The organism is Massilia sp. METH4, from assembly GCF_037094685.1.
Classification (GTDB): Bacteria; Pseudomonadota; Gammaproteobacteria; order Burkholderiales; family Burkholderiaceae_D; genus Rugamonas.
This window is the reverse complement of record NZ_CP146614.1, coordinates 4,660,173-4,677,476: the sequence shown is the minus strand read 5'-3', so window position 1 is coordinate 4,677,476 and position 17,304 is coordinate 4,660,173. Positions and strand designations below refer to the sequence as shown.

General features: G+C 68.6%; 13 protein-coding genes. 5 read left to right on the top strand and 8 right to left on the bottom strand.

Annotated features, from left to right (window positions below; genetic code table 11):
* Window positions 1-104: 104 nt before the first annotated feature.
* The 3 genes from pcaF to V6Z91_RS20560 form a co-directional block, all read right to left on the bottom strand.
* Window positions 105-1,307 (bottom strand): 3-oxoadipyl-CoA thiolase, encoded by a 1,203-nt coding sequence (gene pcaF / locus V6Z91_RS20570; RefSeq protein WP_338760454.1) that lies wholly within the window; start codon window positions 1,305-1,307, stop codon window positions 105-107.
* A complete protein-coding gene (locus V6Z91_RS20565; protein ID WP_338771970.1) occupies window positions 1,304-1,960 on the bottom strand; it encodes a CoA transferase subunit B in 657 nt (218 codons plus the stop codon). Before V6Z91_RS20565 ends, pcaF begins: the two co-directional genes overlap by 4 nt.
* Window positions 1,961-2,060: 100 nt before the next feature.
* Window positions 2,061-2,729 (bottom strand): 3-oxoacid CoA-transferase subunit A, encoded by a 669-nt coding sequence (locus V6Z91_RS20560; protein WP_338760451.1) that lies wholly within the window; start codon window positions 2,727-2,729, stop codon window positions 2,061-2,063.
* Window positions 2,730-2,882: 153 nt separating this feature from the next.
* Between V6Z91_RS20560 and V6Z91_RS20555 the strand changes: the two genes are divergently transcribed.
* On the top strand, window positions 2,883-3,707 hold the full coding sequence (locus tag V6Z91_RS20555; protein ID WP_338760448.1) for an IclR family transcriptional regulator C-terminal domain-containing protein: 825 nt from the start codon (window positions 2,883-2,885) through the stop codon (window positions 3,705-3,707).
* A 143-nt stretch (window positions 3,708-3,850) separates the two neighbouring features.
* Here the strand turns inward: V6Z91_RS20555 and V6Z91_RS20550 are convergent, their stop codons facing one another.
* Window positions 3,851-4,933, bottom strand: coding sequence for a porin (locus V6Z91_RS20550; RefSeq protein WP_338771967.1), 1,083 nt, complete (start codon window positions 4,931-4,933; stop codon window positions 3,851-3,853).
* Between the two features lie 194 nt (window positions 4,934-5,127).
* On the opposite strand from V6Z91_RS20550, the gene V6Z91_RS20545 reads away from it, so the two are divergent.
* The gene (locus V6Z91_RS20545; RefSeq protein WP_338760445.1) at window positions 5,128-6,297 is read left to right on the top strand and encodes an ABC transporter substrate-binding protein; all 1,170 of its coding nucleotides are present in this window, start codon (window positions 5,128-5,130) and stop codon (window positions 6,295-6,297) included.
* A gap of 238 nt (window positions 6,298-6,535) precedes the next feature.
* Here V6Z91_RS20545 and V6Z91_RS20540 read toward each other — a convergent pair whose 3' ends face one another.
* Window positions 6,536-7,486, bottom strand: a complete 951-nt coding sequence (locus V6Z91_RS20540; protein ID WP_338760440.1) for a 2-hydroxyacid dehydrogenase — start codon at window positions 7,484-7,486, stop codon at window positions 6,536-6,538.
* A 131-nt stretch (window positions 7,487-7,617) separates the two neighbouring features.
* Here V6Z91_RS20540 and V6Z91_RS20535 point away from each other — a divergent pair, with 131 nt between their 5' ends.
* Window positions 7,618-11,577, top strand: coding sequence for an amino acid adenylation domain-containing protein (locus V6Z91_RS20535; protein WP_338760437.1), 3,960 nt, complete (start codon window positions 7,618-7,620; stop codon window positions 11,575-11,577).
* A 246-nt stretch (window positions 11,578-11,823) separates the two neighbouring features.
* Window positions 11,824-12,555, top strand: a complete 732-nt coding sequence (locus V6Z91_RS20530) for a PEP-CTERM sorting domain-containing protein (protein WP_338760434.1) — start codon at window positions 11,824-11,826, stop codon at window positions 12,553-12,555.
* Between the two features lie 366 nt (window positions 12,556-12,921).
* On the opposite strand, the gene V6Z91_RS20525 is transcribed toward V6Z91_RS20530, so the two are convergent.
* Window positions 12,922-13,833, bottom strand: a complete 912-nt coding sequence (locus V6Z91_RS20525) for an NAD(P)/FAD-dependent oxidoreductase (RefSeq protein ID WP_338760431.1) — start codon at window positions 13,831-13,833, stop codon at window positions 12,922-12,924.
* Between the two features lie 100 nt (window positions 13,834-13,933).
* On the opposite strand from V6Z91_RS20525, the gene V6Z91_RS20520 reads away from it, so the two are divergent.
* Entirely contained in the window at window positions 13,934-14,356 is a 423-nt protein-coding gene (locus tag V6Z91_RS20520) for an Rrf2 family transcriptional regulator (RefSeq protein ID WP_338760428.1), read from the top strand.
* Window positions 14,357-14,367: 11 nt separating this feature from the next.
* Here the strand turns inward: V6Z91_RS20520 and V6Z91_RS20515 are convergent, their stop codons facing one another.
* Together V6Z91_RS20515 and V6Z91_RS20510 are read right to left on the bottom strand one after the other, a co-directional pair.
* On the bottom strand, window positions 14,368-15,312 hold the full coding sequence (locus V6Z91_RS20515) for an alpha/beta hydrolase (RefSeq protein ID WP_338760425.1): 945 nt from the start codon (window positions 15,310-15,312) through the stop codon (window positions 14,368-14,370).
* A 308-nt stretch (window positions 15,313-15,620) separates the two neighbouring features.
* A complete protein-coding gene (locus tag V6Z91_RS20510) occupies window positions 15,621-17,195 on the bottom strand; it encodes a methyl-accepting chemotaxis protein (RefSeq protein WP_338760422.1) in 1,575 nt (524 codons plus the stop codon).
* Window positions 17,196-17,304 lie beyond the last annotated feature (109 nt).

The window sequence follows — 17,304 nt, the reverse complement described above, 5'->3', positions numbered from 1 at the left end:
TTGTCTCCTCGATTCTCCGGAAAAATCGAACCGCGGCCGCCGCTCTTTGTCGGCTGGCCGCATCTACTTTTTGTACTACCTGTTGCTTACATCCGCTTTACACCTCAGACGCGTTCGATGACGATGGCGATGCCCTGTCCCACGCCGATGCACATGGTACACAAGGCATAGCGTCCGCCGCCACGGTGCAGCTGGTTGACGGCCGTCGTCACCAGGCGCGCGCCGCTCATGCCCAGCGGGTGGCCCAGCGCGATGGCGCCGCCCCACGGATTTACCCGTGCGTCGTCCTGCGACAGGCCCAGCTCGCGCAGCACGGCGATGCCCTGCGAGGCGAAAGCCTCGTTCAATTCGATGATGTCGAACTGGTCGATGGTCATGCCCAGTTGCGCCAGCAGCTTTTGCGTGGCCGGCGCCGGTCCGATGCCCATCACGCGCGGCGCCACGCCGGCCGTGGCCATGCCGATCACGCGCGCCCGCGGCACCAGGCCGTGCGCTGCGGCCGACTTTTCATTGGCCAGCAGCAGCGCGCAGGCGCCGTCGTTCACGCCGGACGCATTGCCCGCCGTGACCGTGCCATCGGGGCGCACCACGCCCTTCAGCTTGGCCAGCGCTTCGATCGTCGTGGCGCGCGGGTGTTCGTCGCGTGCGAAGACGATCGGTTCCCCTTTCCTGACGGGGATCGTCACCGGCATGATCTCGGCTTCGAAGTACCCGGCGGCCTGCGCGGCGGCTACGCGCTGCTGGCTGGCCAGCGCGAAGCGGTCCTGGTCCTCGCGGCTGATCTTGAAATCGTCCGCCACGTTTTCCGCCGTCTCCGGCATCGAATCGGTGCCGTACAGCTTCTTCATCAGCGGGTTGGGGAAGCGCCAGCCGATCGTCGTGTCGTAGATGGCGGCGTTGCGCGAGAAGGCGCTGTCGGCCTTGCCCATCACGAATGGCGCGCGGGTCATCGATTCGACGCCGCCGGCGATCATCAGCGAGGTGTCGCCTGAGCGGATGGCGCGAGCGGCGATGCCGACAGCATCCATGCCGGAACCGCACAGGCGGTTCACCGTGGTGCCGGATACGCGCTGCGGCAGCCCGGCCAGCAAGGTGGACATGCGGGCCACGTTGCGGTTGTCCTCGCCGGCCTGGTTGGCGCAGCCGTAGATTACGTCGTCGATGGCTTCCCAGTCGACGGTGGGATTGCGGCGCACCAGCTCGGCCAGCGGCAGCGCGCCCAGGTCGTCCGCCCGCAAGTCCTTCAGGGCGCCGCCGTAGCGGCCGATCGGGGTGCGGATCGCATCGCAGATGAATGCTTCGGTCATTTCGTGTTCTCCTTGTAAGGGGGGACCAGCGGCGCGGCGGTGCGGCTCTGCAATTCCTCGAACGTCAAGCCTTCGACCATCTCGCGCACGACGAGGCCGTCCGACGTCACGTCGATCACGGCCAGGTCCGTGTAGATGCGGTTCACGCAGCCGATGCCCGTCAGTGGGTAACTGCACTTTTCCACGATCTTGCTTTCGCCGGACTTGGTCTGGTGGTCGGTCATCACGAACACCTGGCGCGCACCGATGGCGAGGTCCATGGCGCCGCCGACGGCGGGGATCGCATCCGGCGCGCCGGTGTGCCAGTTGGCCAGGTCGCCCGTGGCGGAGACCTGGAAGGCGCCCAGCACGCAGATGTCGAGGTGGCCGCCGCGCATCATCGCGAACGAGTCGCCGTGGTGGAAGTAGGCACCGCCCGTCAGCAAGGTGACGGGCTGCTTGCCGGCGTTGATCAGGTCTTCGTCTTCCTCGCCCGGCGCGGGCGCGGGGCCCATGCCCAGCAGGCCGTTTTCGCTGTGCAGGAAGATCTCGCGATCGGCCGGCAGGTAGTTGGCCACCATCGTCGGCAGGCCGATGCCCAGGTTGACGTAGGCGCCTTCATGGATGTCCTGCGCGACACGTTTCGCCATTTGGTCGCGCGTCAATTTCTGAATGGTCATTGGTTACGCTCCTGGGCGGAAGTTGGCTCGATGTGGCGGGGCGCGACACGAATTTTCATATGACGAAACTGGGCGCCGCGCATTTTCCTGATGCTCATTGTGCGTCCTCCCGCACCACGCGCTGCACGAAGATGCCCGGGGTGACGATGTGTTCGGGATCGAGTTCGCCCAGTTCGACGATGCGCGTCACCTGCGCGATCGTCACCCTGGCGGCCATCGCCATGATCGGGCCGAAGTTGCGCGCCGTCTTCCGGTACACCAGGTTGCCCCAGCGATCGCCATGGTGCGCCTTGATCAGCGCGAAGTCGGCGTGGATCGGCGATTCGAGCACGTAGTTCTTGCCGTTGATGGTGCGGGTTTCCTTGCCCTCGGCGAGCAGCGTGCCATAGCCGGTGGGCGTGAAGAAGCCGCCGATGCCGGCGCCGGCGGCGCGGATGCGCTCGGCCAGGTTGCCCTGCGGGGTCAGCTCCAGCTCGATCTCGCCGGCGCGGTACAGCGCGTCGAACACCTGCGAGTCGGCCTGGCGCGGGAACGAGCAAATGATCTTCTTCACGCGCTTCGCTTTCAGCAGCGCCGCGAGGCCCGTTTCGCCGTTGCCGGCATTGTTGTTCACGATGGTGAGGTCGCGCGCGCCCTGGGCGATCAGCGCGTCGATCAGCGCCGCCGGCATGCCGGCGTTGCCGAAGCCGCCGATCATCACGGTCGCGCCGTCATGAATGCCGGCCACGGCTTGCGCCATGGTGTCGATAGTCTTGTCAATCACGATTGCTTCCTTAAGTAGATTGTGTTCGATAATCGAACTATAATCTGTTAATCGAACAGCCCCAGTGTCGCACCGGCGCCCGGCGAGGTCAAGGAAAAAAGATCGGTCGCGCCGCCTGTTCCAGTAAAATCCGTCCACTTCAAAGAGACCGACATGCCGACAACCACGAAGACCACTCCCCCGGCGGAGCGCGAACCGACGATCGCCGAACAGATCGACGCGCTGGCCGATCCCAGCTTCATGACCTCGCTCGCGCGCGGCCTGGCCGTGCTGCAGGCGTTTTCCGACTCGCGCCGCAGCCTGACGATCGCCCAGATCAGCCAGAAGACGGGCATTCCCCGCGCCGCCGTCAGCCGCTGCCTGTACACGCTCAAGCAGCTCGGCTACGCCGATTCGGACGTCAACAATTACTCGCTGCGGCCGAAGGTGCTCACGCTCGGCTATTCCTACCTGTCGTCCGCGCCGCTGACCGTCTCGTCCCAGCCCTACCTCAACCAGATCAGCCGCACGCTGAACGAATCGTGCTCGCTGGCCGTGCTGGACGATAACGAGGTGCTGTACGTGGCCCGCTCGGCCACGTCGCGCGTGATGTCCGTGGCGCTGAACACCGGCAGCCGGCTCCCCGCCTACTGCACCTCGCTGGGCCGCGTGATGCTGGCCCACCTGCCCGAGGATCAATTGCAGGCCTACCTGGACAAGGTACGGCTGAAACCCCTCACGGAACACACGATCACGAGCCAGAAGCAGTTGCGCGCCGTGCTGGCGCAGGTGCGCGAGCAGGGTTACGCCATCAACAACGAGGAGCTCGAGGTAGGCCTGCGCTCCATCGCCGTGCCCGTGCGCGGCGCCTCGGGCATCGTGCACGCCGCACTGAACGTGGGCGCCCAGGCGGCCCGCGTCAGCGCGAAACAGATGGAAGAACAGTTCCTGCCCGTGCTGCAGCAGGGCGCGCGCGAGCTGGCGGTGCTGCTGCCGTAAGCTTTATTGTCCAGCTCGTGTCTCGTGGGGTCAGACCCCAGTGACACGGGCTAGTCCGCAGAGGCGCATTGTTCAGCTCGTGTTTCGTGGGGTCAGACCCCAGTGAGACAGACCCCAGTGACACGAGCTCATCCATACAGACATCAGAAGTGATGTCGCAGCCCCGCCATGATCCCGCGCTGCGGCTTGCCGGCGCCGACGCTGCCGCCGGCATCCAGGGCGACGGCGGCGAGGCCGTCGTTGTCCATCAGGCCCAGCGCGCCGTACACGGCGGTGCGCGTCGACAGGTAGTAGGTCAGGCGGGCCACCACCATGTCCGTATCGTCGTTGCTGTTCTTGACGTTCTTGCGTGCCACTTGCGCGTCGAGCGTCAGCAGCGGGGTGACCGGGTGGCTCACGCCCAGGTAATAGAGATCCGATTCGGTGACGCCCGTTGCGGCATTCGTCTTGCGGTCGACGACGCCGGCGCCCAGCTTGGTGCCCTTGATCATCCAGTAGCCGTTGACGGTCACGCGCCGGTCGTAGTTGCCGCTGCTGGTCAGGCCGTTCGCCGCGCCCGTGTTCCCGTGCAGCTTGTCGTACGAGGCATTGATGCCGTAGTCCTTCACCTCGTAGCCGAGCAGCGCCGTGTACTGGCGGCAGGCTTTCGAGTCGGCGGCCGATTCGCCGGCGCAGTTGGTGGCGGCGGGACCGCCGGCGGACGAGGCGTCGCGGCCGAAGCTGTAGGTGGCGCCGGCGACCAGGCCGTTGAAATTGCCCAGGTAGCCGATCGCGTTGTCGCTGCGCGCATTCGGCAGGTAAGGGTCGATGCTGCCGATGGCGAACAGGTTCGGGCCCAGCACGTCCGCCTTCAGGCCGGCGATATACGTCATGTTGACCTGGCGGCCCAGGGTCAGCGTGCCCCACTTGCCTTTCAGGCCCACGTTGGCGGCGCGCCCGAACAGGCGGTTGCCCTGCCCCATGTTGCCGGCGTCCGGGCCGAAGCCGCTTTCCAGCGTGAAGATGGCGGACAGGCCGCCGCCCAGGTCCTCGGTGCCGCGAAAGCCGATCCGCGACGGGAACGATCCCGTCAGCGATGCCATCTTCGTCACCGAGTCGCCGTTCGCGTTCGTGTTGTCCACGTGGGCAACCGCCGTATCGATGATGCCGTAGATGGTGACATTGCTTTGCGCGTGGGCGGCGCCCGCTGTCAGCAGCGCCAGCGCGCCGGCCACCGTCATTCCCATGCCGCGGCCGCGCGCCAGGGCGCCAATCATGGTTCCATTCATTGCTGTCTCCTTGTATTTTATGGGCGTTCGATTATCGAACAATCGATTGCCTATCGAACGCTGACCCGATACTATGGCCGTTATCCGGGCCTTGTCAAGAATCTCAAGGAGCCTGATGATGGCCCGGGACCACAACATCCAAAGGAGACGACATGAAATCCACGATTGCCGCCGTGCTGGCCGGCGCCCAACTCTTCGCCCTGCCAGCCGCGCATGGGCAGGACACCATCAAGGTCGGCGTGATCGCCGCGTTTTCCGGTCCGTTCGCCGATTACGGCAAGCAGATGGAAGGCGGCATCAAGGCCTACATGGCCCAGCATGGCGACACGGTGGCCGGCAAGAAGATCCAGGTCATCGTCAAGGACACCACCGGCCCCTCGCCGGAAATCGCCAAGCGCCTGGCGCAGGAACTGGTGGTGCGCGACAAGGTCGACTTCCTGGCCGGCTTCGGCCTCACGCCGGAAGCCATGGCCGCCGCACCCATCGCCCAGCAGGCAAAGAAGCCGATGATCATCATGAACGCCGCCACCTCGGCGATCACCACCAAGTCGAACTACATCGCGCGCTTTTCGATGACGCTGCCGCAGATCTCGGCGCCGATGGGTACCTGGGCGGCAAACAACAAGATCAGGAAAGTGGTCACGCTGGTGGCCGACTACGGCCCGGGCCTCGACGCGGAAGCGGCATTCAAGAAAACGCTCGAAGCGGGCGGCGGCAAGGTGACGGAAGCGATCCGCGTACCGCTGCGCAATCCGGAATTCGCCCCGTTCATCCAGCGCATCAAGGATGCGAAGCCGGACGCGATCTTCGTCTTCGTGCCGGCGGGAGAGCAGAGCATCGCCTTCATGAAGGGTTACCGCGAACGCGGCCTGGCGGCGGCCGGCATCAAGGTGATCGCCACCGGCGACCTGACGGACGACCACGTGCTGCCGGCGATGGGCGACGCCACGCTGGGCGTAATCACCACCTTCCACTACTCCGCCGCGCACGACTCGCCGGAGAACAAGGCCTTCCTGAAAAGCTTCGCCGCCGCCAATCCGCAGGGCGGCCGCCCGAACTTCATGGCCGTGGCCGCGTATGACGGCATGGCCGCCATCTACGAGGTCTCGCGCAAGCTGAACGGCAACATCGACGGCGACAAGGCAATGGCCGTGCTGAAGACGATGAAGCTGACCAGCCCGCGCGGTCCGATCGCCATCGACCCCGCCACGCGCGACATCGTGCAGACCGTCTACGTACGAGAAGTGAAGAAGGTGGGCAACGAGGTGTACAACATCGAGTTCGACAAGTTCGCGAACATGAAGGACCCCGGCAAGCAATAAGTTGCCCGGAAAGGCGTGACAGGCACCGGGGCTGCTGGAATGTTTCAAAAAGGCCGGTGCCTGTCGCCGACTCTGCCGGAATGTTCCAGAAAAGCCGGTCCCCTGTCACCGGGGCTGTTCCAGAAAGCCAGTGCCTGTCACCGGGTCTGCTGGAATGTTTCAAAAAGGCCGGTGCCTGTCACCGGTTTGGGTGGTGCCTGTCACCGGTTTGGGTGGTGCCTGTCACCGGTGTTTCCTGTCAGGCGACCGGTGTCAGCAGGGGCTTGCCGCTGAAGTGCGCGAGCAGGTTGTCGACGACGAGCTGTCCCATCGCGTGGCGCGTTTCCACGGTGAGGCTGCCCACGTGCGGGGTCAGCACCACGTTCGGCAGCGCGGCGAGGGCGGCGGGTACCGATGGTTCTTCGGCGAAGACGTCGAGGGCGGCGGCGCCCAGCCGGCCTTCCGCCAGGGCGGCGACCAGGGCCGGCTCGTCGACCAGCGAGCCACGCGCGATGTTGACCAGGGTGCCTTCGGGGCCCAGCGCGTCCAGCACCGCGGCATCGACGGTATTGCGCGTTGCCGGGCCGCCCGGCGCGCACAGGACCAGGTAGTCGCTGTCCCGCGCCAGCTCCACCAGCGAGCCGGCGCGCGGCACGGCCACGCCGGCCTTCGCGTTCGGCTGCCAGTAGCGCGTCTGCATGCCGAACGCCGCGAGCCGTGCCGCCACGGCCTGGCCGATGCGCCCGAAACCGTAGATGCCAGCCACCTTGCCGCGCAGCGCGCGCGCCGGCTTCACGGGCACGCCGGCCTGCCACTGGCCGCCGCGCACATAGGCATCCAGTGCGGGAATGCGGCGCGCGGCGGCCAGCAGCAGCGCCACCGCCAGGTCGGCCACGTCGTCCGTCAGCACGCCGGGCGTGTTGGTGACGCGGATGCCGCGCGGGCGCAGCGCATCGAAATCGACCGCATCCACCCCAATCCCGTTCACGGCCACGATCTCCAGGCGCGGCAGCTGCGCGGCCAGCGCGGCGCCGATGCCCGCCATGCCGGTCGTGGCCACTGCCCGCACCTCCGGCGCCACGCCGCCGATGAATGCCGCGCGGCCCTCGGGCGGCACCTGCCACACGTGGTGGCAGGTGAAATGCTGCTCCAGTTGCGCCATCACGGACGCCGACGGGCTGGCCGCCATCACGAGGATTTCCGGTTTCATCCGAACCTTTTCATTTGTGAATGATGAGCGATTCTAGGCCTGCCGACACATTCTTACAATTTCTTCACAAATAGAAGTTAAAGCAAAGGCAATATACGTCCCTTCCAAATGAGAACGGAACAAGCCGCCCGATGACCGCCGCCCCGCCCTGCATTCACCGCCGTTTTGAACGCCAGGCTGCGCACACCCCCCACGCCGTCGCGCTTCAGGGTACGGAAGAGAGCCTGAGCTATGCGGACTTGAACGCGGCGGCGAACCGGCTGGCACGCTGCCTGCAACGGCGCGGTGCCCGGCCCGGCGCGCTGGTGGCGCTGTGCCTGGAGCGCGGCGCTGCCCTGGTGACGGCCATGCTGGCGGTGCTGAAAACGGGCGCCGCCTACGTGCCCGTCGATCCGGCCTATCCCGCCGCGCGCATCGCCTTCATGCTGGCCGATGCGGAACCGGCCGTCACCGTCACGCGCGGCGATTGCGCCGGCCAGCTGGCGCCGGGCCGGGCGACGCTGCTGCTCGACCGCGCGCCATGGGCGCAGGAAGACGATGCGAACCTGGCCCGCGATGTCGATGCCGGCAGCCTTGCCTACGTGATGTACACATCGGGCTCGACCGGCCAGCCGAAGGGCGTGCTGGTCGAGCACCGGCAACTGTCCTGCCACGTCGACGCCTTTGCCGCGCTGGCCGGCCTGTCGCCACGCGACCGCGTGCTGCAGTTTGCCGCCCCGGCCTTCGACGTGCTGGCCGAGGAAGTATGGCCCACGCTGCTGCATGGCGCCACACTGGTGCTGCGCGATCCCGGCCCGGCCGACGCGCTGGCCGCGTTCACCCGCCAGGTGGCGGCGCGGCGCATCACGGTGCTCAACCTCCCCGCCTCGTTCTGGCACCCGTGGTGCGACCACGTGCTTGCCTCGGATGGCGAGGTGCGCCTGCCTGCGCTGCGCCAGCTGATCGTGGGCAGCGAAGTCGTGCAGCCGGGCAGCGTGCGTGCCTGGCAGGCCCGCTTCGGCACCCGGGTGGCCATCGCCAACGCCTACGGCCCCACCGAAGCAACCGTCACGGCGACTGCCCAACAGCTGCCGCTGCTGCCGCCCGGCGCGGCGCGCGTGCCGATCGGCCGCCCGCTGGCCGGCACCATCGTGCGCGTGCTCGGCGCCGCCCGCCGCCCGGTGGCGCCGGGCGAGCCGGGCGAACTGTATATCGGCGGCACCCGCCTGGCGCGCGGCTACCTGAACCGGCCCGATCTCACGGCCGAGCGCTTCGTGCACGTGGACGGCGAGCGCCTCTACCGCACCGGCGACCTGGCCGCGCTGCTGCCCGACGGCAGCCTCGATTTCCTCGGCCGCATCGATCGCCAGCTGAAGGTGCACGGCCACCGCGTGGAGCCGGGCGACGTGGAAGCATGCCTGGTGCGCCATCTGGGCGTGGGCAGCGCGGTGGTGGTGGCGGACGCATCGACAGGCCAGCTGCTGGCCTACGTGACGCCGGCCGACGGCGCCACGCCGCCCGCGGCGGCCGAACTGCGGGCCATGGCCCGCGCCGCGCTGCCGCCGTACATGGTGCCGGCCGCCTACGTGTGCCTGCCCGCGCTGCCGCTGACGGCGAACGGCAAGCTCGATCGCGGCGCCCTGCCCGCCCCGGATGCCGCCGCCTTCCCGGAACAGGACTACGATGCGCCCCAGGGCGAGGCCGAGCGCGAGCTGGCGGCCCTGTGGTGCGCGCTGCTGCGCCTGCCCAGCGTCGGCCGCCACGACGACTTCTTCGCGCTGGGCGGCGATGCGCCCGCCGCCCTCGGCCTGGTGGACCTGCTGCGCGAGCGCGGCCACGGTATCGACATGCGTGCCTTCTGCCTGCGGCCTACCGTGGCAGCGCTGGCAGCGCTGCCTTCTTCCCTCAATGCGCTGGCCTCGCTGCCGTCTTCCCTCAATGCGCTGGCCTCGCTGCCGTCTTCCCTCAATGCGCTGGCCTCGCTGCCGTCTTCCCTCAATGCGCTGGCCTCACTGCCGTCTTCCCTCGATGCGCTGGCCTCGCTGCCTTCGTCCCCTCGCCCGCAGGCCGCGCTGCCCCCTGCTCCGGCACTGCAAGACAACCCGGCCATCGATGCCGCGTTCTTCCAGTCGATGCTCCAGGGCGCGCCACCACCGGTTCCCCCGTTCGGCCTCGATGGGGTGCACGCCACCGACCTGGCCAGCCGCCACGTCGATCCAGCGCTGGCCCTGCGCCTGCGCGCCGTCGCGCGGCGCCATGGCGTGATGCCTGCCGGCCTGTTCCACCTGGCCTGGGCTTGCGTGCTGGCACGGGGCACGGGCCGCCGCGACGTGGTGTTCGACAGCCTGCTGCCGGCCTGCCACACGGCCACCGGCATGGGCGAGTGCCTGCTGCCCGTTCGCCTCGCGCTCGATGGCGCCGGTGCGGTGGCCGCGCTGCGGCACACGCACGCGCGCCTGGCCTTGCTGCTGGATCACCGCCACCTGCCGTACCGCGCCCGCGAAAGCACGCTTCTGCACTACCGCCACCAGGGAACCGAGGTGCCGCCGCAGGCCGGCTACCCGCTGGCGTTCACAGTGGACGACCTGGGCGACGGGTTCAGGCTTGCCGCGCAGTGCGCCGCGGCAGCCGGCCCGGCCCGCATCTGCGACTACATGCTGTGCGCCCTGCAGGCGCTCGCCGACGCGCTGGAACACGCACCCGACACTCCCATCGCGGCGCTGGACGTGATGCCGCCGGCAGAACGCGCGCAACTGCTGCGCTGGGCGGCCCCGTCGGCCTTCCCCGACCGCGGCTGCCTGCACCGGCTGGTCGAGGCGGTGGCCGCGCGCACGCCACACGCGGTGGCGCTCACCTGCGGCGGGACCGATGTCACGTACGCCGCGCTGAACGACGATGCCAACCGCCTTGCCCACCACCTGCAAGCACTCGGCGTGGCGCCGGAAGTGGCGGTGGCGCTGTGCCTGCCGGCCGGCGTACCCTTTGTCGTGGCCGCGCTGGGGGTGCTCAAGGCCGGCGGCGCGTGCATGCCGTTCGATGCCGCGGTCGCGCACGAACACCTCGCCGCCGCGCTGGGCGAGGCCGGCGCACGCATCGTGCTCGCCGACCGGCAGGTGGACATTCCGTCCGCCACGGTGCTGCGGCTGAACGGCCCCGGCCCATGGCAGGCGATGCCCCGCGCGAATCCTGCCTCCGCGGCCGTGTCGTCGCACCTGGCCTGGATCGTTCGCGGTGCCGATGGTGCCTCCGTCGGCCTGGAACACCGCAACATCACGCGCCTGTTCCCGGCCGCCGGCCGCTGGCTCGACACCGGTGCGGCCGACAGCTGGGCCGTGTGCGCCGGCCCGTCCAGCGCGCGGTTCCTGTGGGAGCTGTGGGGAGGCTTGCTGGCGGGGGGACGCGCGGTGCTCGTCCCGGCCGCCGTGGCGGCCGCGCCCGCGGCGCTGGCCCGCTTCGCCGGCGAACAGAAAGTGACGGTGCTGACGTGCCGCTCGCTCGCCGACGCCGCCGATGTGCCGCCGGGGGTACGGCACCTGATCCTGCACGGCAAGACGCCGGCTACCCCCGTTGTCGCCGACTGGCGGCGCCGCCACCCGCGCGGCGCGCGGGTGTTCGCCATGCACGGCAGCGCCGGGACGGGCGTGTACGCGACCTGCCGCCCGCTCGATGCCGGGGCCCCGGACCACGCCGGCACGCTCGGCCACCCGCTGCCGGACATGGCGGTATTCGTGCTCGATGCCCACGGCCTGCCGGCACCGATCGGCGTTCCGGGCGAATTGCACGTGGGCGGCGCGGGCGTAGGGCGACTCCTCGACGGCTCGCGCCAGCGGCACGGCCGCTTCGTCACGCATCCGCTGGCGGGCGGCGAGCGCCTGTTCCGCACCGGCATGCAGGTGCGCTGGCTGGTGGACGGCACGCTCGACGGCCAACCCGACGGGCCGGCCAGCGAGCCGCCCTCACAGCCGGCGCCCAGGCCCGCCGCGAGCGCGCCCTCCGGCCCGGCGCTGCCGCAACCGTCGCCCGCCCTGCCTTCCGGAGTCGACCGGGATGCCGCTACGCGGCTGCCCGCCGCCGGCATATGGCGACCGCGCTGGCGCGCGCTGCTGAACTAGAAAACCCGTAGAAAGCCCGTAGAAAGCCCGATTCATCCGTGGCGGCGATCACGGCTGTCGAAAAATTTTACAGCCGGGCTCTCTCAACGGTTTCCTATCGCTATCCATCCGGTAGTTACTCGCATCGAATCAACGACTTGTACATAACAGGCCAGCTTTCGGCACGAAAAATGCGTATCGATATGCAAACAATAACAAGGTTCCGAAAGAGACCCGTGTAACCCTTACAACTACCTGGAGCTAATAGTGAAGACGATCAAACAAGCAGCAGTGGGTGTGGCAGTGGCGGTTGCAGCAATGGCCTCGGCGCACGCGGCCCCGCAAACCGTGGGCGGCGTGACCTGGGATCCGGAATACGGCCTGGACTTCTCCTCGTCGTCGGTGCAGATGCACCAGATCTTCGAGCCCGACGGCACCGCGCGCGGCTTCGGCATCGTGTCGACCATGAACGGCACCGGGCAGGACCAGTTCTGCCCCGGCTGCGAGCTGACCATCGTGTACGGCGGCTACACGCCGGCCAGCACGGAAGGCGGCACCACGCTGTATACCGGCGGCTACGTGCGGATCTACATGAATGACGGTCCTTCCACGATCAATCCATCCGACCCGCTGACGATGAACGACGACAACGTCGGCCTCGGCACCCTCTGGCTGGACCTGGCTGGCCATGAATACAATGGCTATACGCTGCGGGGAACGGTCAATTCCATGATGCCGCCCAACCTGAGCGGCCTGGGCCAGCTCGACGTGGTGGGTGGCGTGGCCGCCCAGTACTTCGACACGAACATGCAGGCGGGCGGCGCCGACCTGGCGTTCTCGTCCAGCTTCACGCAACCGTATCCCGGCGCCGACAACCACGTGGTCGGCACCGGCAACTTCTATGGCATGACGACGGCGGTTCCCGAGCCGTCGACGTACGTGATGCTGGGCGGCGGCCTGCTGGCGCTGGGCTTCCTGCGCCGGCGCAGCCAGGCTTGACGGCCTGCTGACGGCCGCCCGCCGGGACGGGCGGCCACCGGCTGTCGGAAAATTTGACAGTCGGTGCGGCAATCCCGTCGGGCCCGGTCCGCCGCGCGTGCTTCCAGGTGCACCGCGCGGCGGTTCACGGCGCACGCCACCGCTGAATTCATGGCCTGCTCACAGGCATGAAGCATCCCCGTCGTCCGTGACCGTCCACAAGCGTTTCCCCGCCCGCGGCAAAGCGCCTGGCTCCCTGCCGAAGGCCGACATGCGCGTCCCGATGACAGGACGCCATGCCGACAGGCGTGGTGGCCGCGCCTTGGGGCAGCCCCTCAGGACAGCGCCTCAGGGCAGCACCTCAGGACAGCACCTCAGGACAGCACCTCAGGCGCCCGCCGGAAACACCAGCGACCGGTGGGCCGCCACGCCGGCCAGCATGCCGGCCGCCGCCGCGAGCGGCGCGCTGTGCATCGCCATCGCCACGTCGCCCGCCGCGAACACCCCGGGCACCGTGGTCTGCTTGAGCTCATCCACCCGCACGTGCGGCCCGAACATGCCTTCGTCCAGCACGCAGCCCAGTTGGGCCGCCAGCGGGCTGGCCGGCTGCGTGCGCGGCGCCACGAACAGGCCGCCGAGGGCGATCTCGCGGCCGTCGGCCAGGCGTACGCCGGCGAGCGCCGGTGCCTCGCCCAGCAATTGCGCCACCGGTGTGTGCTCGACTGCCACGCCGCGCGACGCCAGCAGTTCAGCCGCCTCGGGCTCCGGTCCGGGCCCGCCTTGCGTGAACAGGATCGTCGGCCCCCAATCCCGCACCAGCGCCGCCTTGTGCGCCGCCATCGCGTCGCCGCCCAGCACGCCCAGCGTATTGCCGGCCAATTCGTAGCCGTGGCAGTAAGGGCAATGGATCACGGTCGCGCCCCAGCGTTCCCACAGCCCGGGCAGCGGTGGCAGCTCGTCGCGCACGCCCGTCGCCAGCACCAGCCGGCGCGCCCTCTCCTGCCGCCGGCCTGTGGGCCCCTCGATGCCGACGAGGAAGCCTTCGCCGGCGCGCTCCGCCGCCACGGCTTCGCCGTCGGCAAACGAAACCGTCGGATAGGTGGCGAGCTGGTCGCGCCCGTCCGCCCGGATCGCCTGCGGCGCCCGGCCGTCGTGGCCAAGAAAGCCATGGGCTTGATGGGCAAAGCGGTTGCGCGGCAGGCCGGCGTCCACCAGCAGGATCCGGCGGCGTGCCCGCGCCAGCGGCAAGGCGGCGGAAAGGCCGGCAAAGCCGCCGCCCACGATGATCACGTCGAACATGTCTGCTCCTTCCGTATCTAATGAAGTTACATGATAGATCAGGAAAGCTGTTCCAGCAACTTCTTTTGTTACGTGAATCGCCGCCTGCTATCATCGCGGCATGAGACACGACAGCCGCCTATCCCGCATGCTCCATGTGCTGATACACATGGATGGCCTGGACACGCCCGCCACCTCCGAGACGATCGCGGCGATGCTGAACACGAATCCCGTGGTGGTGCGCCGCACGATGGCCGGCTTGCGCGAGCATGGTTATGTGCAGTCCGGCAAAGGCCATGGCGGCGGCTGGCTGCTGGCCCGGCCGCTCGCCGAGATCACACTGCTCGATATCCACCGCGCGCTGGGCGATCCGCCCGTCTTTGCACTCGGCACCACGGACGAGCACGCCGACTGCCTCGTCGAGCGCGCCGTGAACGCGACCCTGGGCGACGCCATGCGCGCCGCGGAAGCACTGCTGCTCGAGCAGTTCGGGCGGGTAACGCTGGCGGACCTGGCCGGCCGCGTGCAGGCGCACCGGCCGTGAGCGGCCGCCCTTCAGCCAGCCGCGGCGGCGCGGATGAATTTCACCGTCAGGTCCGGCTGTGCCACGGGCAGCATGTGTCCGCCATCGACCACTTCCAGCACGGCGTGCGGCGCCTTGCAGGCCAGCGCCACGCCGTGCTCGCGCCACGGCACGATGCGGTCGTCGCGCCCGAACAGCATGGCCACGGGCATGCGCAACTCTTCGTAGCGGCGGCTGTAGGCGGGCAGTTCCAGGGGTAGCGCTCCCATGTCCTCCGCGGCCGCCAGGAAGTGGCTGGGCCGCAGGCCGAGCAAGCCGCCGCCGCGGGTGGGAAAGTCGTGCGGGACCGGTTCGGGCGCGAACACCTCGTCCAGTACCGCGCCGCCGCGCGCGATGGCGCCCGGCGTTGCCACCGTCCACGCCATCAGGCGGCGCAATGCGGGCGAGCGCACCGCCAGCGGGCGGAATGCCGGCGGCACCTCGTCAGGCAGGTGCGTGAGCGGCGCCAGCAGCGACAGGCCGGCCACGCGCTCCGGATAGTCGAGCGCCAGCGCCAGCGCCACGGTGCCGCCGAACGAATGGCCGACAACGAGCGGGTGTTCCAGTTCCAGCCGTTCGATAAGGGCGGCCAGCGCGGCGGCCTGCCCGCGCAAGCCGGCCGGGGCGCCGGGCCGGCGCGCGGAATAGCCGGAACCGGGCCGGTCCACCGTCACCACGCGATGGTGGTGCGCCAGCTGCCGCGTCACTTCGTAGGTGAAGTGCGACATCTGTCCGCCCAGGCCATGGATCAGGAGCAGCGCCGGCCCGTGGCCCTGCTCGCGCACATGCAGGCGGGCACCCGGCACGTCGACGAAGATACCTTGCGGCGGCAGCGCCGCCTCGACCTTGCGCTCCACATGTCGCGTAAACAGCGCCAGGCCGCCGGCCATCGCGGGGACGGCCAGCCCGGCGGCGGCGATCATCGTCAGGGCTGGCATGGGAGCGGCGATTCGTTCATGGCGCGGCCGATGCCGCTGGCGGCGCCGGTCACCACGGCGCGTCGTCCTGGTAGCTTCATGTGTGCTTTCGGGCCGCGACCGCGGTGACGCGGCATTGCGGCTCTTATATTATCGATGGGTCAATGCTGTACTGTATCCGGTCGGAATACAGAAGGCAACGGCACACCGGCCGCGTGGCAGCGGCTTGCAGGCTGCCAGCGGAAGGCGGATGACACCAGCCGCGCAGTGCGGCCGGAGCATTGCCTACGGGGACGCGGGGGACGCGGCAGCCCGCGAAAGGGAAACTGTTACGCCGCGCGCAACTTGAACACGGCAACCGATTCGTCCAGCTGGCGGGCCTGTTCGCGCAGCGACTCGGCGGCGGCGGCGGCCTCCTCGACCAGCGCCGCGTTCTGCTGGGTGGTGTTGTCGATGTGGGAGATCGCTTCGTCGATCTGCTCGATGCCCTGCTGCTGCTCGCTGCTGGCCAGCGATATCTGCTGCACCACGGCCGCCACCTGCTCCACGCTTTCCAGCACTTCGCGCATCGTGGCGCCGGCACGGTCGACCAGCGTGCGGCCCGCCTCCACTTCCGACACCGAAGCCGTGATCAGCTCGCGAATCTCCTTCGCGGCCATGGCCGAACGCTGGGCCAGCGTGCGCACCTCGCCCGCCACCACGGCAAAACCGCGGCCCTGTTCACCGGCGCGCGCCGCTTCCACCGCGGCGTTCAGCGCCAGGATATTGGTCTGGAAGGCGATGCCGTCGATCACGCCGATGATCTCGGCGATCTTGCCCGACGTGCCATTGATGGTGCCCATCGTGGCGATCACCTCGGTCACCGTAGCGCTGCCGCGCGTGGACACCTCGGTGGCCTTGCCCGCCAGGGCGGCGGCCGTTTCGGCGTTGTCGCGGTTCTGGCGCACGGTGCTGGTCAATTCGCTCATCGATGCCGCCGTCTCTTCCAGGGAACTGGCCTGCGTCTCGGTGCGGGCCGACAGATCCGTGTTGCCATGCGCGATCTCGGCGGATGCCACCGCGATGGCCTGCGTGCCGGTGCGCACCTGCGCCACGATGCGCGACAGATTGCCGCTCATCGCGCCCAGCGCGCGCAGCAGGTCGCCGATTTCGTCGCGGCGGGTGCTGCGCACGTCGTTGCGCAGGTCGCCGGCCGCCACGTCCCTGGCGATGCCCAGCGCATGCGACAGCGGCACCGTGATACCGCGGATCAGCATCACGACGATCAGCGAGCCGATCGCCACGGCCGCCGCCAGCAGCGCCAGCAGGAGCAACACGGAATTACGATAGACCTCGGCATTGCGTTCCTCCACGGCGGTCACGCGCTTGTCCGCCTCCTTGCGGATCGTGTCGACGATTGCATCGATGCGTTCGGTAGCGTCGCGGTCCATGCCGCGCACCAGCTTGTCCACTTTCTGCGCGGCCGCCGGGTCGGCGCCATCGAACTGTTGCAAGGCATTCAGGTAGCGCTGGCCCAATTCGCCTTGCAGGCGCAAGGCTTCGTCGACCGCGGCGGTGTCCATGCCCAGCTTGGCCATCGTACCCTTCAGCTCGTTCAACTTCCGGGCGGTGGCCGTGCCGCTGGCCTGGAATGCCTTCGTATACTTTTCCAGCGCGGCCGCATCATGGCCGCGCAGCAGGATGTTCTTCCATTCCTGTACCTGGATCTTGAAATCGACCTGGGCCGAGCGGGCACCGTCGACGGCACGTATCAGGCCGCTGGCTTCGGTGAAGCCGGCGGCATTGCGCGTATTCATGTCGCGCAGGGCATTCCAGCCGGTAAACCCGACCAAAAGCAGAGTCAGCAGGAAGAAAGCAGCGAGCAGGGTCAGGCGAACGCCTATTTTCAGGTCAGCAAGTTTCATGGATCGACGAGAGAGCGGGAGCGATGGGGAATCGCGGTCAAAAAGCAAAGTTTGGCAGGCAGGGGCGGGGCCGCGGCGGGCAATGATATTGCCGAGCAACAATGGTAGC

What these genes read in the sequence shown, in the direction of transcription:
- V6Z91_RS20525 (WP_338760431.1), bottom strand. Translation starts at nt 13,833, where the DNA reads ATGTTCGACGTGATCATCGTGGGCGGCGGCTTTGCCGGCCTTTCCGCC.
- V6Z91_RS20545 (WP_338760445.1), top strand. Translation starts at nt 5,128, where the DNA reads ATGAAATCCACGATTGCCGCCGTGCTGGCCGGCGCCCAACTCTTCGCC.
- V6Z91_RS20515 (WP_338760425.1), bottom strand. Translation starts at nt 15,312, where the DNA reads ATGCCAGCCCTGACGATGATCGCCGCCGCCGGGCTGGCCGTCCCCGCG.
- V6Z91_RS20510 (WP_338760422.1), bottom strand. Translation starts at nt 17,195, where the DNA reads ATGAAACTTGCTGACCTGAAAATAGGCGTTCGCCTGACCCTGCTCGCT.
- V6Z91_RS20550 (WP_338771967.1), bottom strand. Translation starts at nt 4,933, where the DNA reads ATGGGAATGACGGTGGCCGGCGCGCTGGCGCTGCTGACAGCGGGCGCC.
- V6Z91_RS20535 (WP_338760437.1), top strand. Translation starts at nt 7,618, where the DNA reads ATGACCGCCGCCCCGCCCTGCATTCACCGCCGTTTTGAACGCCAGGCT.
- V6Z91_RS20520 (WP_338760428.1), top strand. Translation starts at nt 13,934, where the DNA reads ATGAGACACGACAGCCGCCTATCCCGCATGCTCCATGTGCTGATACAC.
- V6Z91_RS20555 (WP_338760448.1), top strand. Translation starts at nt 2,883, where the DNA reads ATGCCGACAACCACGAAGACCACTCCCCCGGCGGAGCGCGAACCGACG.
- pcaF (WP_338760454.1), bottom strand. Translation starts at nt 1,307, where the DNA reads ATGACCGAAGCATTCATCTGCGATGCGATCCGCACCCCGATCGGCCGC.
- V6Z91_RS20540 (WP_338760440.1), bottom strand. Translation starts at nt 7,486, where the DNA reads ATGAAACCGGAAATCCTCGTGATGGCGGCCAGCCCGTCGGCGTCCGTG.